General features: G+C 61.9%; 13 protein-coding genes. 3 read left to right on the top strand and 10 right to left on the bottom strand.

Annotated elements, in window-relative coordinates; all coding sequences use genetic code 11:
* Positions 1-4: 4 nt before the first annotated feature.
* The 3 genes from ACFY68_RS08660 to colR all read right to left on the bottom strand — a co-directional run bounded on the left by ACFY68_RS08660 (position 5) and on the right by colR (position 2,776).
* Complete coding sequence (locus ACFY68_RS08660) at positions 5-685, bottom strand: class I SAM-dependent methyltransferase (RefSeq protein ID WP_387525650.1); 681 nt, start codon at positions 683-685, stop codon at positions 5-7.
* Positions 686-792: 107 nt separating this feature from the next.
* On the bottom strand, positions 793-2,103 hold the full coding sequence (locus ACFY68_RS08665; RefSeq protein WP_346615719.1) for a HAMP domain-containing sensor histidine kinase: 1,311 nt from the start codon (positions 2,101-2,103) through the stop codon (positions 793-795).
* Positions 2,093-2,776: a two-component system response regulator ColR gene (gene colR / locus ACFY68_RS08670; RefSeq protein ID WP_003255215.1), complete on the bottom strand. Its 684-nt coding sequence runs from the start codon at positions 2,774-2,776 to the stop codon at positions 2,093-2,095. Before colR ends, ACFY68_RS08665 begins: the two co-directional genes overlap by 11 nt.
* A 182-nt stretch (positions 2,777-2,958) precedes the next feature.
* On the opposite strand from colR, the gene ACFY68_RS08675 reads away from it, so the two are divergent.
* Positions 2,959-3,687, top strand: coding sequence for a phosphatase PAP2 family protein (locus ACFY68_RS08675; RefSeq protein WP_387525654.1), 729 nt, complete (start codon positions 2,959-2,961; stop codon positions 3,685-3,687).
* Positions 3,688-3,756: 69 nt separating this feature from the next.
* On the opposite strand, the gene groL is transcribed toward ACFY68_RS08675, so the two are convergent.
* The 5 genes from groL to ACFY68_RS08700 all read right to left on the bottom strand — a co-directional run bounded on the left by groL (position 3,757) and on the right by ACFY68_RS08700 (position 8,346).
* Positions 3,757-5,400 (bottom strand): chaperonin GroEL, encoded by a 1,644-nt coding sequence (groL, locus tag ACFY68_RS08680; protein ID WP_346615717.1) that lies wholly within the window; start codon positions 5,398-5,400, stop codon positions 3,757-3,759.
* A 48-nt stretch (positions 5,401-5,448) separates the two neighbouring features.
* Complete coding sequence (locus tag ACFY68_RS08685) at positions 5,449-5,742, bottom strand: co-chaperone GroES (RefSeq protein WP_016488938.1); 294 nt, start codon at positions 5,740-5,742, stop codon at positions 5,449-5,451.
* A gap of 241 nt (positions 5,743-5,983) precedes the next feature.
* The gene (locus ACFY68_RS08690) at positions 5,984-6,445 is read right to left on the bottom strand and encodes an FxsA family protein (RefSeq protein WP_346615716.1); all 462 of its coding nucleotides are present in this window, start codon (positions 6,443-6,445) and stop codon (positions 5,984-5,986) included.
* 66 nt (positions 6,446-6,511) lie between these two features.
* Entirely contained in the window at positions 6,512-7,243 is a 732-nt protein-coding gene (locus ACFY68_RS08695) for a HugZ family protein (RefSeq protein ID WP_387525659.1), read from the bottom strand.
* Between the two features lie 92 nt (positions 7,244-7,335).
* Complete coding sequence (locus tag ACFY68_RS08700) at positions 7,336-8,346, bottom strand: DUF481 domain-containing protein (protein ID WP_387525662.1); 1,011 nt, start codon at positions 8,344-8,346, stop codon at positions 7,336-7,338.
* 152 nt (positions 8,347-8,498) lie between these two features.
* Between ACFY68_RS08700 and ACFY68_RS08705 the strand changes: the two genes are divergently transcribed.
* Both ACFY68_RS08705 and ACFY68_RS08710 read left to right on the top strand, forming a co-directional pair.
* On the top strand, positions 8,499-8,852 hold the full coding sequence (locus tag ACFY68_RS08705; protein ID WP_387525665.1) for an MGMT family protein: 354 nt from the start codon (positions 8,499-8,501) through the stop codon (positions 8,850-8,852).
* 43 nt (positions 8,853-8,895) lie between these two features.
* The gene (locus ACFY68_RS08710) at positions 8,896-10,443 is read left to right on the top strand and encodes an AmpG family muropeptide MFS transporter (RefSeq protein ID WP_387525668.1); all 1,548 of its coding nucleotides are present in this window, start codon (positions 8,896-8,898) and stop codon (positions 10,441-10,443) included.
* Between the two features lie 258 nt (positions 10,444-10,701).
* On the opposite strand, the gene ACFY68_RS08715 is transcribed toward ACFY68_RS08710, so the two are convergent.
* Together ACFY68_RS08715 and ACFY68_RS08720 are read right to left on the bottom strand one after the other, a co-directional pair.
* Positions 10,702-11,946, bottom strand: coding sequence for an MFS transporter (locus ACFY68_RS08715; RefSeq protein WP_346615711.1), 1,245 nt, complete (start codon positions 11,944-11,946; stop codon positions 10,702-10,704).
* A 124-nt stretch (positions 11,947-12,070) separates the two neighbouring features.
* Positions 12,071-12,913, bottom strand: coding sequence for a mechanosensitive ion channel family protein (locus ACFY68_RS08720; RefSeq protein WP_387525671.1), 843 nt, complete (start codon positions 12,911-12,913; stop codon positions 12,071-12,073).
* Positions 12,914-13,021 lie beyond the last annotated feature (108 nt).

Raw genomic sequence — 13,021 nt, forward strand, 5'->3', positions numbered from 1 at the left:
AACACTACCCCTTACGCAATACATAGACCCGCCACATGGCATAGAACGGCAGGAAATCGAGGCGCTCCTGGATTCTGAAGCCGGCGGCCTTGAATTCTTCTTCAACTGTCTCTGCCGGTAACACAAAACGGTTCTGGTAGCTGCCCTGCTCGGCCTTGGCACTGCGCCGCTGCTCGAGTTTCTGCCGCCGCCATGCTTTGAAGTTACCATCCACCCACAATGACAGGATTACACTGTCACGGCTAACCCTTTGAAATTCCGAAAGAATTGTTTTCCGATGAGCGGCCTCGCCGATGTGATGGAACAGCCGCATGCAGAAGATGCTGTCCACCGCGTTATCCGGCAGATCGATCGCGAAAGCAGACGTCTGCAAGGGCCGTACCCGCGCCACCACCTCCGGCGGTTGTGCCGCACAGGCTGTCTCGATCATCGCCTCGGAATTGTCGGCACCAATGATCACGCGGTTGGGTTTTTCTGCCAGTAGCGGCCAGAACCGCCCGGCACCGCAAGGCAGATCGAGCACCAAGCCCGGTTCTCCGGCCAGCGCCAGGGCACGACGCGCCAATTGCTCGTCACGCTTGTGGGACAGGCGACGCGCCAGGCCATCCTGATGCTTGAGGAAGTACTCGCGAGCATGTTGCTGGTCGTACTTCTCGGAAAATTCGAGTTTGATCGGGCTACGCATTGGGCATCTCCTGGCTCCATTGCGCTCACCTTAGGTAACACCGCGTTGGAAACAGGTTATGCCAATGTGAAAAAAGTGTTATCACCAAAGCAAGATGTTTCAGCGCATTACTCGCAGAGCTGGGACGGGTCAGTCTTCTCCGCGCCTTGGCTCAAATCCACCTGGAATCGGCAACCATGGGGTGCGGTGGACGTGAGTGTCACCCGCCAGCCTTGATCGTCACAGATCCGCTGCACCAGCGACAAGCCCAGGCCCAGGCCTTCACCCCGCCGCTCGTCGCCGCGCACGAAAGGCTTGAACATCGCTTCGCGTTGCTCTTCCGGGATGCCCACACCACTGTCTTCGACGCTGAAACCATTGGCCTCCAGGCTCAGCCGGATGTAACCACTGTCGGTGTAGTGCGCAGCGTTACGCAGCAGGTTGCCCATCACCGACTGCAGGAAGGTCGCGTTGTACAACAACGGGCCGGCACTGACGCGGCCATCGAAGTACAGCGCCAGCCCCTTCTGCTCGATGGTATCGCGCCACACGCCAATCAGGTCATCGGCAACTTCGCGCAGTGTCGCCTGGGACGCCACCGCGCCTTGGTCACGCTGGGCACGGGCAAGCATCAGGAAGGTCTTGACCAGCTCGCGCATTTCTTCGGTGGCGCGGGCAATCCGTTCCACCTGGCTGCGTGAGCGGGTATCCAGGTTGGGGTTCTCGATCAGCAGCTCGCAGGAGGTGGCCAGCACCATCAGCGGCGTGCGCAACTCGTGGCTGACATCGCTGGTAAACAGGCGCTCACGTGTCAGTGCATCGCGCAGGCGGCCGAGCGTATCGTCGAACGCCACGGCCAGCTGGCCGACTTCATCGGCGGCATAATCCGGCGCCAGGGGCGGTGCCAGGCCAAGCAACTGGTCACGGTGGCGTACTTGCCGCGCCAGGCGGATCACCGGCGCCATCACCCGCCGTGCCAGCAGCCAGCCGAGGAACACCGCCAGCACCAGGCTGAGCACAAAGCCCACAACAACGACGGCGAACAGCACCCGCTCGCGCTCTTCGAAATCGCTTTGGTCCTGCAGCAGCACATAGCGGCGACCATCCACGATCTCCACCATCGCGTGGTAGGACAACTGGTCGCGGAATACCTCGTGGAAGCCTTTATCAAGGTGGCGCAGGTCTTTGGGCAGCTCGAAGTCATCACGCCCGCCACTGAAGTAGAACAACTGGTCAGGGCGCGGGCGGTGGCTCCAGTCACTGACGCTGTCCATGCGCAACAGGCGTTGCAGGTCGCCGCCCAGCACCGAGGAGATCAAACGTTCCTCGACCAGGTGCACGGTGGCGACGATACCGAAGGCGAAGGCCCCGGCAACCAGTGCGCTCATCAACGCAAACGCAATGATGATGCGCTGCGCCAGGCTTTGCTTAAACTCCATCACGGCCCTCGGCGAGGCGATAGCCGACGCCATGGACGGTATGCAGCAAGGGCTTTTCGAACGGCTTGTCGATCACCTGGCGCAACTGGTGCACATGGCTGCGCAGGCTGTCGCTGTCGGGGCAGTCGTCGCCCCACAGCGCCTCTTCAAGCACCTCGCGGCGCAGCACGTGCGGGCTCTTCTGCATCAGCACGGCGAGCAGCTTGAGCCCGACCGGGTTGAGCTTGAGCAGGCGGCCCTGGCGGGTGACTTCGAGGGTATCGAGGTCGTAGCTCAGGTCGGCGACCTGCAACGTACGCCGCCCACCCCCTTGGGCACGGCGCAACACGGCTTCGATACGTGCCGCGAGTTCCGACAGGGCGAACGGTTTGAGCAGGTAGTCATCGGCGCCGGAGCGGAAGCCTTGCAGGCGGTCGTCCAGCTGGTCGCGGGCGGTCAACATGATCACCGGCGTATCGCGGCGGGCATCCTCGCGCAGGCGCTTGCACAGGGTGTAGCCATCGATGCCCGGCAGCATGATGTCGAGCACAATCAGGTCGTAGTGCTCGGTGGCGGCCAGGTGCAGGCCGGACAAACCGTCCTGGGCACAGTCGACGGTGTAGCCCTTCATCCCCAGGTAATCGGCAAGGTTGGCAAGGATATCGCGGTTGTCTTCAACCAAAAGAATGCGCATCGGGTTCTCCTGAGCGGCGCTTCGCTGTGGTGCGCGGCAGGCGCAGCTTAAGGCCATCGCCCGGACTGTGCCAGCCCCACGGCAAATTCAGCGAAGTTGACGGATTTTTCACTGATCCTTCACGCACACAGCATAGCGGCCGCAGGACAATCCCCGGTCTTTTCCGCCCCCTTGGAGCCGTCATGCAACAACGCATTCGCCCTCGTCCGATCAATTACTGGTTGTATCTGGGTATTCCGCTGGCAACTGCAGTGGCCTTGATCCTCCTCGAACTGACCTCGGTCGACATGGACGTGGCCAACCTGTTTTTCGATCAGACCACCGGCGCGTTCATCGGCCGCCACAGCTATCTGCTGGAGAACATTCTGCATGATCGGGTCAAGCAGGGTGTGATCCTGATGGGGCTGGTGGCGCTGGTGGCATTTGCCGCGAGTTTCTTCTGGCAGCGCCTGTTCGGCTGGCGCCGCGAACTGGGCTGCCTGGTGCTGGCGCTGGGGCTTTCCACGGCCTTCGTCACACCGTTGAAAAAGGTCACACAAGTGCAGTGCCCCTGGAGCCTGAGCCAGTTTGGCGGCAAGGAAACCTATAGCAAGCTGCTGGAGCCGCGCCCCGCAACCGACAAGCCAGGGCTGTGCTGGCCAGGCGGGCATGCGGCCACCGGTTTCTGCCTGTTCGGGTTGTTCTTCATGCTGCGTGATCGGCGCCCGCGCCTGGCGCGGGTGGCATTTGCGGTGGCCTTGGTGGCCGGGTCGGTGTTGTCGGTGGGGAGGATGATGCAGGGGGCGCACTTTCTGTCGCATAACATTTGGACAGCGGTGTTTTGCTGGCTGATCGGGTTGGGGTCGTACTACCTGGTCCTGTATCGACGCCGGGTGCCGGAGGTAACCGCTGCCGAGCGCGGTATTGCCTGATCAAGCACTGACAAACGAAAAAGCCCCGCACTAGGCGGGGCTTTTCCTGAAGCTAGGGGTAAGGCTGGCTTACATCATGCCGCCCATGCCACCCATGCCGCCCATGTCTGGCATACCGCCGCCAGCCGGAGCTTCGCTCGGTGCATCGGCAATCATGGCTTCGGTGGTGATCATCAGACCGCCGATCGAAGCAGCAGCTTGCAGTGCCGAACGGGTGACCTTGGCTGGGTCGAGGATACCCATCTCGATCATGTCGCCGTATTCGCCGGTAGCAGCGTTGTAGCCGTAGTTGCCCGAACCCTGCTTGACCTTGTCGGCCACAACGCTTGGCTCGTCGCCGGCGTTGGCAGTGATCTGACGCAGCGGCGCTTCGACAGCGCGACGCAGCAGGGCGATACCGACGTTCTGGTCTTCGTTGTCACCTTTGAGGTCAACGATTGCGTTCAGAGCGCGCACCAGGGCAACACCACCGCCAGGCACAACGCCTTCTTCAACGGCTGCACGGGTAGCGTGCAGGGCGTCTTCAACGCGGGCTTTCTTCTCTTTCATTTCAACTTCGGTGCCTGCACCGACCTTGATCACGGCAACACCGCCAGCCAGTTTGGCCAGACGCTCTTGCAGCTTCTCACGGTCGTAGTCCGAAGTGGTGTCTTCGATCTGGGCGCGGATCTGCTTGACGCGTGCCTGGATGTCATCTTCCACGCCAGCGCCGTCGATGATGGTGGTGTTTTCCTTGGACAGGATGACGCGCTTGGCGTTACCCAGGTGCTCCAGGGTAGCGGTTTCCAGGGACAGGCCGATTTCTTCGGAGATGACCTGGCCGCCGGTCAGGACAGCGATGTCCTGCAGCATGGCTTTGCGGCGGTCGCCGAAGCCTGGTGCCTTGACCGCAGCAACCTTGACGATACCGCGCATGTTGTTGACTACCAGGGTAGCCAGCGCTTCGCCTTCGACGTCTTCAGCAACGATCAGCAGTGGGCGGCCGGCCTTGGCAACGGCTTCCAGCACGGGCAGCAGCTCGCGGATGTTGGAGATTTTCTTGTCGACCAGCAGCAGCAGCGGGCCTTCCAGCTCGGCAACCATGGTGTCTGGCTTGTTGACGAAGTACGGCGACAGGTAGCCGCGGTCGAACTGCATGCCTTCTACGACGGACAGTTCGTTGTCCAGGCCCGAGCCTTCTTCAACGGTGATCACGCCTTCTTTGCCGACTTTTTCCATGGCTTCGGCAATGATGCTGCCGATGGAGTCGTCAGAGTTGGCGGAGATGGTGCCTACCTGGGCGATGGCCTTGGAGTCGGCGCATGGCTTGGACAGGTTTTTCAGTTCGGCGACGACAGCAGCGGTGGCCTTGTCGATGCCGCGCTTCAGGTCCATCGGGTTCATGCCGGCAGCGACGGCTTTCAGGCCTTCGTTGACGATGGCCTGAGCCAGAACGGTCGCGGTGGTGGTGCCGTCACCGGCAGCGTCGTTGGCCTTGGAAGCAACTTCCTTGACCAGCTGGGCGCCCATGTTTTCGAAGGCGTCTTTCAGCTCGATTTCCTTGGCAACCGAAACACCGTCTTTGGTGATGGTTGGCGCGCCGAAGCTCTTGGCCAGGACAACGTTACGGCCTTTCGGGCCCAGGGTAGCTTTTACCGCGTCAGCCAGAACGTTGACACCAACGAGCATTTTCTTGCGGGCGGAATCGCCGAATTTTACGTCTTTAGCAGCCATGATCGTTTAATCCTTGGAATTCTTTGGAGTAACGGGAAGTCGGGTAAATCAGCCTTCGACGACAGCGAGAATCTCGTTCTCGGCCATCACCAGCAGGTCTTCGCCATCAACTTTCACGGTGTTGCTGCCCGAGTACGGGCCGAAAACCACTTTGTCACCCACTTTCACGGCCAGCGCGCGAACTTCGCCGTTGTCCAGGATGCGACCGGTGCCGACGGCGACAACTTCGCCACGGTTTGGTTTTTCAGCGGCCGAACCCGGCAGGACGATACCGCCAGCGGTTTTCGATTCTTCTTCGCTGCGACGGATGACTACGCGGTCATGCAGAGGACGAAGCTTCATTGTCGATCTCTCCCAAATTGTGGTTTTCATCGGCCGGTGTCGACACCGGCGGGTTGATGCGGTCCGGCGTTGCCGGGGGTGGCCCGCGACGGGCGAGCCACCTGTGTTTTGTCTGGCGTTGCCGCCAGAAACCTTGCGGTGACCACATACATGAGGCCGACATAATCAATTACAAGGCTTGCTGCAGAAAATTTTTCAGCGCCAGGAAAAGCTTGGGGCCGCAAAGCGGCCCCTGGAGTGGTTACTTGTCGCGGCGTTCGTATTCGCCTTCGATGACATTCGGCCGGTGGCCGCTGTCGCGCGGCTGTGCCTGGAAGGGGTCGTCCTGAAACGCCCGCTGGCGCATGGCCTGGGCCTCGGCACGCTGACGCATCTTGCGCGCGGCCAGGTGGCGGGTGAACGGCAGCAGGCACAGCAGGCCCAGCACATCGCTGATGAAGCCTGGCAACAACAACAGGCCGCCGCCGACTGCCAGCATCATGCCCTGGAACATGTCCTCGGCGGGCAGTTCGCCACGCTGCAGGCTCTCACGGGCACGCAGGGCGGTGGCCAGGCCGGCCACACGCATCACCAGCACACCCAGTGCGGACCCGGCGATGATCAACAGCAGCGCCGGGAAGAAACCGATGGCTGCGCTGACCTTGACGAAAACGAACAGCTCCAGCACAGGAAACAGCAAAAACAGCAGTAGAAAAGCACGCATCAAGGATTCCTCGACGGAAGACAATCTTCCCTTACGACCATCACATGGATGCGTGTGCTCGGTTTTTCAAGCTTCGACTTCCGTCGCTGCCGGCCATTGGTCGGCGCGCGCCAGCAAAACCAGGGCCTCGCGAACTTGTGTCGGCGTGTTGCAAATAGCCGGGAACGGTAACCAATGAACGCCTTGGCCAATGCGCAGGTGCATGCCTTCGCTGTCGATGCCGACCATCTGCGCAGGTGCGCTGCGCGGCAGGTCGCTCAACTCGACGTAATGGGCGATGGCGTTGGAGTGGTCGCTGTTCATGTGTTCGATCATGCTGGCCTCGGCCTTGCCCGCGAACGGGTTGGCCAGGGTTACCTGGTCGAGCCAGTGAATTGCACCGAAGCCGCCGATGTAACGGTGGCGCACCGGTTGCAGTACCCAGAAGTCGAAGTCGTGCGCCTTGTGGTAATTGGCCGCATCGGCAAAGTAGCGGTAGTAGCGCTCGGCAGCCGCCTCGATGGCGGCTTCGTCGACCAGCTTGTGAGCCTCCGCCATCACCGTCAGGCGGCCAACGGCTTGCACATCCTCGGCTTCACGTTCGCCGACCAGCAGCGAGCACTTCGGGTCTTTCTGCAGGTTGTGGGTGTGCTGGGCGATGCGGCTGATGAGGATCAGCGGGTTGCCATTGGCATCCAGGCAATACGGCACCACCGACCCGAAGGGGAAGCCGGGCATGGACTTGGAATGGGTCGAGAGCACGCCGCGGTACTCCTTGAGCAGCAGTTCCCGGGCGGGGCGGATGGCATTGGTACTCACTGAAGGGGCTCCTGCAGGCGGACTGGATGGCTGACAAGATAATCATTATCACCCGCCAGTGCCACCAGGGCTGCTTGGCGCCCCCCGGGTATTTACCAGGTTACACCGAAGCCTGCGGTGTAACGTGTCTTGTCCAGGTCACTTTCACGTGTGCCGGTGATGATGTCCTTTTCTGCCTTGAGGTTGAGCGAGGCCCATTCGGTGACCTTGTAGCGCAGGCCTATTTCGGCATCCAGCGAATAGTCGGCCACGCCCCCCAGCGGTTTGGCGAACTCGCCATTGGTGAACAGCTGGACGTTCTTGCCGATCAGGTAACGGGTGTAATCCCACTTCACCGCCGCCGAATAGAAGTTGTCCTTGCCGCCATCCTGGTATTCGAAATCGGTGCGGTTGATCAGCGAACCCAGCGAGAATGCGCCCAGTTCGTCGTCCCAGAACTGGTAGCCCGGGCCAGTACCGACGGTACGCTGGCGCGCCAGGTCTTCGACGTGGTCGCGCTTGTATTCAAGCCGCCCCTGCCAGAACCACTTCTCGGTAATGAAGCGGTCGAGTGCGTACTCTGCGCTCCAGTTGTTGGCGGTGGTGACGTCGTCTTTGGTTTCGCGGTTGTACTCGCCTTCGGCATTGTGCCGCCAACGGCCATGACGGGCGGTGGTCTTGAAGCCGATGTCGTAGTCGTCGGTATCGTTCTCGGCACGCTTGTAGTCCAGGGCAGCATCGACATTGCCCTTCCAGATCAAGTCTTCCACCACCGGCTTGGGCTTCATGATCTGCTGGATACTGGCAAGCTCGACGGTCTTCGGCGCTTCGCCGTTGGCCAGGGTCACCTTGCCCGCCTCGGCCGCCTTGAGCGACTTGGTCTTTTCGCCGTTGTAGGCATCCTGCTTGACCAGCAGTTCCTGGTCGCTCTCGAGGGTTTGAACCTGTTTCCAGTCCAAGGAGATCGAGCCGCCATAAGGCGTTTCCAGCAGCAGCTTGCCGCCGTCGAAGACGCGGATCTTGCCGCTCAAGCGGTCACCGTTTTTCATCCACACGGTGTCGGCGAACGCAGGAGCAGCGCACAGGGAAGCGGTCAACAGGCACAACAACGATCTAGAATGCATAAGCGGACTATGGGTTCGATTGGGCGAAAAAGCCGGGGATTATCCAGATACCAACGACCAGAGCAAGGACAGACCGACCACCATGCCGTTGAGTTCAACTCTCATTTGCCGTGACCATTGGTCCGGTTTCACTTCAGGCCAGCGCTGCCGCGATGTCTGAGGAATTTCCGCACACGCTGGATGCCCCGCAAGCCCGACGAACGGCGCTGTATTCGGTGCTGGGCCAAGTGCCTGAAGGCAAGGTCGTCAGCTATGGTCAACTTGCCGAGCTGGCCGGCCTTGGCCATGCAGCGCGCTGGGTCGGGCGAACCCTTGGCCAGCTTCCGGCCGATACCCGTTTGCCCTGGCATCGCGTGTTGGGCGCAGGTGGGCGTCTGAGCCTGGCGCTGGGTACGCCATCGGGCGACGAACAACGGGCACGGTTACGTGCGGAGGGGGTTAATGTAACCAATAATCGTGTGGATATGACGCGCCATGGCTGGCGCCCGATGGAGCACAGCGGTTAGAGTGCGCGTTTTGTTTTCGCAAACTTGAGGCAGATGTTGGCCCATGCCCCGTAAAACCTGGCGCGCTGCGCTTGCTGCCTATGCCAGCCCGTCAACCCTGGTGCTTTTGCTGCTCGGCTTTGCCGCCGGCCTGCCCTACATGCTGGTGTTCTCGACCCTTTCGGTGTGGCTGCGCGAAGCTGGCGTGGCGCGCGAAACGATTGGCTACGCGAGCCTGATCGGCCTGGCGTATGCCTTCAAGTGGGTATGGTCACCGCTGCTCGACCAATGGCGCCTGCCACTGCTGGGCGGGCTTGGGCGCAGGCGCTCATGGCTGTTGTTGTCACAAGCGCTGGTGGTGATCGGCCTGGTCGGCATGAGCCTGTGCGACCCGCAGCAACACCTGTCGTGGCTGATTGCCCTGGCGGTGCTGGTGGCGTTCGCCTCGGCCACCCAGGACATCGCCGTCGACGCCTATCGTCTGGAAATCGCCGACGACCAGCGCCAGGCAGCCCTTGCCGCCAGCTACATGGCCGGTTACCGGATCGCCGCCCTGCTGGCCACCGCCGGTGCGCTGTTCTTTGCCGAATGGTTCGGCTCCACCGGCTTCAGCTACCTGCACAAGGCCTGGGCCGGCACCTACGTGCTGTTCGGCGTAATGATGCTGCCTGCGCTGTTCACCACCCTGGTGATGCGCGAGCCCCCTGTGCCACTGCGCACCCAGTTGTCGGCGGCGCGCTACGGCCTGGTTCACCAGTTGGCTTCGGTGTTCGTGCTGATCATTCTGCTGGTGTCGGTACCGGCAAGCTTCACCCAGCTGTTCAACACCGGTTGGGCCAGTGTCATCTTCGGCGATGCAACGCCCCTCGACCTGCTGCTGGAAGACCGTGCCTTCCTGCGCCTGATTCTCTACGCACTGCTGACCTGGGCGTGCCTGTCGAGCATGGGCCGCCGCGGCCTGGCACCGGTGCTGACGCCAGTGAACGACTTCATCACCCGCTACCGCTGGCAGGCGCTGCTGTTGCTCGGGCTGATCGCCACCTATCGCATGTCGGATACCGTGATGGGCGTGATGGCCAACGTGTTCTATATCGACATGGGCTTCACCAAGGACCAGATCGCCAGCGTCAGCAAGGTCTTCGGCCTGATCATGACCCTGGTCGGCGCGGGCGCGGGTGGCTTGCTGATCGTGCGGTTCGGCATCTTGCCGATCCTGTTCATCGGTGGCGCAGCTTCGGCAGCAACCAACATCCTGTTCCTGATGCTGGCCGACATGGGGCCGAACCTGGAGATGCTGGTGGTGACCATTTCGCTGGACAACTTCAGTTCAGGCCTGGCCACCTCGGCGTTCGTCGCCTACCTGTCGAGCCTGACCAACCTCAAGTTCTCGGCCACGCAATATGCCCTGCTCAGCTCGATCATGCTGTTGCTGCCGCGTTTGATCGGCGGCTATTCGGGGGTGATGGTGGAGAAGTTCGGGTATCACGACTTCTTCCTGATTACCGCACTGCTGGGCGTGCCGACGCTGATCCTGATCGCCTTGCAATGGCGGCAGGAAGTGGGCCGTGGCAAGCAGGCACCGGTTGAAAACTCAGCGGCCGAGCGGCCCTGAGCGATTCCTGCAGGCTGTACCGGCCTCTTCGCGGGGCAAGCCCGCTCCCACAGGTCCATCACCAATCTTGAAACAGGTGGTGGACCTGCGGGAGAGTCTTGAAACAGGTGGTGGACCTGTGGGAGAGATTTCCGCTGGCTGCACCGGCCTCTTCGCGGGGCAAGCCCGCTCCCACAGGTCCATCACCTGTTTCAAGGTCGGCGATGGACCTGTGGGAGCGGGCTTGCCCCGCGAAGAGGCCAGAGCAGGCGCTGAAGATTACTGCGCGACAGCCCCTTCGTCAGGACGGCCACCTACCACAAACCACAACGGCCAGAGCGCCAACGCCCCCGCCACCCCTGCGGCCAAGGCAAAGTGCAGCAGGCTCGCCCCCGCCCCGATCATCGCCATCACCGCGCCGCCGAGCCCCAGCAAGGCAATGGTGATCATCCCCAGCATCGCCGAAACCAAGCCCTTGCTCTGATCGCTGGAGAACAGCGTCATGCGGTACAGCACTGCGTTGGCGACACCCAGGCCAAGCGCATACAGCGACATCCCCGCCACCACGCTGGTCACCGTTGGCCAGTACCAGGTCGCCAGCACCATCAGGCACAGGCCGGCCAGGTAAGGCCACAGGGCACCGCGCACCAGGGCTGGCAATGGGTAGCGGTCGGCGATGCGGTTGATGATCAGGTTGCCAAGGATCAGCCCGCCAAACACGGGCAACTGCCACAACGCGTATTCCAGGGTGCTCAACCCCTCGTCGTGGATGAGCAGCACAGGCGACAGGCCGATCCAGCCGATCAGCGGCAGGCCCACCAGGCCCAATGCAGCGCTGCCGGCGACAAAGCGCCGGTTCGCCAGCAACTGGCCATAACCAGCAAGCAACGGCAGCAGGTGAATCGGCGTAAACGGCAAGCGCGAGCCGTCGCGACGCTCCACCCCCAGGGTCTCGGGCATCAGGCGGTACAATAGGCCCCACACCAGCACGGCACCCACGGCAAACGCCACGAACAGCCAGCGCCAGTCCAGCCATTGCAACATCAGTGTGCCCACCAATGGACCCAGCAGTGGCGACAGCAAGGCGATGTTGGCCAACAGGGCCATCATGCGTACCGCATCGGCTTCGCTGAACGCTTCGTTCAGGGCGGGGTAGCTGACCGTCACCACGAAGCCCAGGCCGATGCCCTGCAGCAGGCGCAGCAGGTTGAACAGGCCGATGTCCTGCACCCAATAAGTGGCCAGGCAGGCCGCACCGAAAAAGGCGCAGCCGACCAGCAGCAACGGGCGGCGGCCATAGCGGTCGGCGAGCGGGCCGATCAGCCACTGCAGCACCACGCCACCCAGCAGGTACAGGTTGAGGGCGTGGGGGATGTACTCCGGGCTGGCGTTCAGGTGGTCGACCACCACCGGCATGGCCGGCATGACCGCGTCGCTGGCCAGGTAGGTCAGCAGCTCGAACAGGGCCAGGGTCAGGCCGAACAGCAGGGCTCTGAGGGGGGTGATGTACAGCAGTGGTTTCATGATGGCGTTCAGCTAGAGGCAGGTGCGGTCAGGGTATATGCCAGAAATGGCGGAATTTGGCTGTGAACAAGTGTAATGGGCAAAAAAAAGGGCCGCGAAAGCGGCCCCGGATTCCTGGCAGCAATTACTGCGCTGCGGTTTCCTGCACCACGCGAATCACCCGCTGCGGGAACGGAATGTCGATACCCTCGGCCTTCAGGCGGTCACGCGCCTGTTCATTGAGCATGAACATCACGTCCCAGTAATCGCTGGTCTTGGTCCACAGGCGCAGCGACACGGTGATCGAGCTGTCCCCCAGGGTTGCCACCACGGCCTGCGGCGCCGGGTCGGGCAGCACACGCGGGTCCTGCGCCAGCTCCAGCAGTACGTTGCGCGCCTTCTGCAGGTCGGCCTCGTAATCCACACCCACGTCGAACACCACCTTACGGGTCGGCTGGCGGTTGGTGTTGGTGATGATGCCGTTGGACAGGCTGCCGTTGGGCATGATCACTGTCTTGTTGTCACCGGTACGCAACACGGTGTGGAAGATCTGGATGCTGTCGACGGTACCGCTGACGCCCTGCGCCTCGATCCAGTCGCCAATGCGGAACGGGCGGAACATCAGGATCAGCACACCACCCGCGAAGTTGGCCAGGCTGCCCTGCAGGGCCAGGCCGATGGCCAGGCCGGCGGCACCGATGGCGGCGACGAACGAGGTGGTCTCAATGCCAATCATGGAGGCCACGCTGACCAGCAGCAGTACCTTCAAGACGATGTTGGCCAGGGTGCTGATGAAGCCTTGCAGAGCCAGGTCGGCGTTACGCAGGCCCACCAGTTTGCCCAGGCGGGCGCTGACCTTGTTGACGATCCACCAGCCGACCGCCAGGGTCAGCAGTGCCAGCAGCACGCGGCTGCCGTATTCCATGATCAAGGGGATCCAGGTCTGCGATTGGCGGACCAGCTGATCGACTTCAGCGTTCAAATCCATGTTCATCTCCTGATGCCGAACGGCATGTACGCGGTAAAACTGGCCGCAGGTATTTCAGCGGCCATGGACCCGATGGACATCATTGCGCCACAGGGGTTCCTGGCAACG

The organism is Pseudomonas sp. NPDC012596, assembly GCF_042902325.1.
Lineage (GTDB): Bacteria > Pseudomonadota > Gammaproteobacteria > Pseudomonadales > Pseudomonadaceae > Aquipseudomonas.

What these genes read in the sequence shown, in the direction of transcription:
- ACFY68_RS08660 (WP_387525650.1), bottom strand. Translation starts at nt 685, where the DNA reads ATGCGTAGCCCGATCAAACTCGAATTTTCCGAGAAGTACGACCAGCAA.
- ACFY68_RS08665 (WP_346615719.1), bottom strand. Translation starts at nt 2,103, where the DNA reads ATGGAGTTTAAGCAAAGCCTGGCGCAGCGCATCATCATTGCGTTTGCG.
- colR (WP_003255215.1), bottom strand. Translation starts at nt 2,776, where the DNA reads ATGCGCATTCTTTTGGTTGAAGACAACCGCGATATCCTTGCCAACCTT.
- ACFY68_RS08675 (WP_387525654.1), top strand. Translation starts at nt 2,959, where the DNA reads ATGCAACAACGCATTCGCCCTCGTCCGATCAATTACTGGTTGTATCTG.
- groL (WP_346615717.1), bottom strand. Translation starts at nt 5,400, where the DNA reads ATGGCTGCTAAAGACGTAAAATTCGGCGATTCCGCCCGCAAGAAAATG.
- ACFY68_RS08685 (WP_016488938.1), bottom strand. Translation starts at nt 5,742, where the DNA reads ATGAAGCTTCGTCCTCTGCATGACCGCGTAGTCATCCGTCGCAGCGAA.
- ACFY68_RS08690 (WP_346615716.1), bottom strand. Translation starts at nt 6,445, where the DNA reads ATGCGTGCTTTTCTACTGCTGTTTTTGCTGTTTCCTGTGCTGGAGCTG.
- ACFY68_RS08700 (WP_387525662.1), bottom strand. Translation starts at nt 8,346, where the DNA reads ATGCATTCTAGATCGTTGTTGTGCCTGTTGACCGCTTCCCTGTGCGCT.
- ACFY68_RS08705 (WP_387525665.1), top strand. Translation starts at nt 8,499, where the DNA reads ATGTCTGAGGAATTTCCGCACACGCTGGATGCCCCGCAAGCCCGACGA.
- ACFY68_RS08710 (WP_387525668.1), top strand. Translation starts at nt 8,896, where the DNA reads ATGCCCCGTAAAACCTGGCGCGCTGCGCTTGCTGCCTATGCCAGCCCG.
- ACFY68_RS08715 (WP_346615711.1), bottom strand. Translation starts at nt 11,946, where the DNA reads ATGAAACCACTGCTGTACATCACCCCCCTCAGAGCCCTGCTGTTCGGC.
- ACFY68_RS08720 (WP_387525671.1), bottom strand. Translation starts at nt 12,913, where the DNA reads ATGGATTTGAACGCTGAAGTCGATCAGCTGGTCCGCCAATCGCAGACC.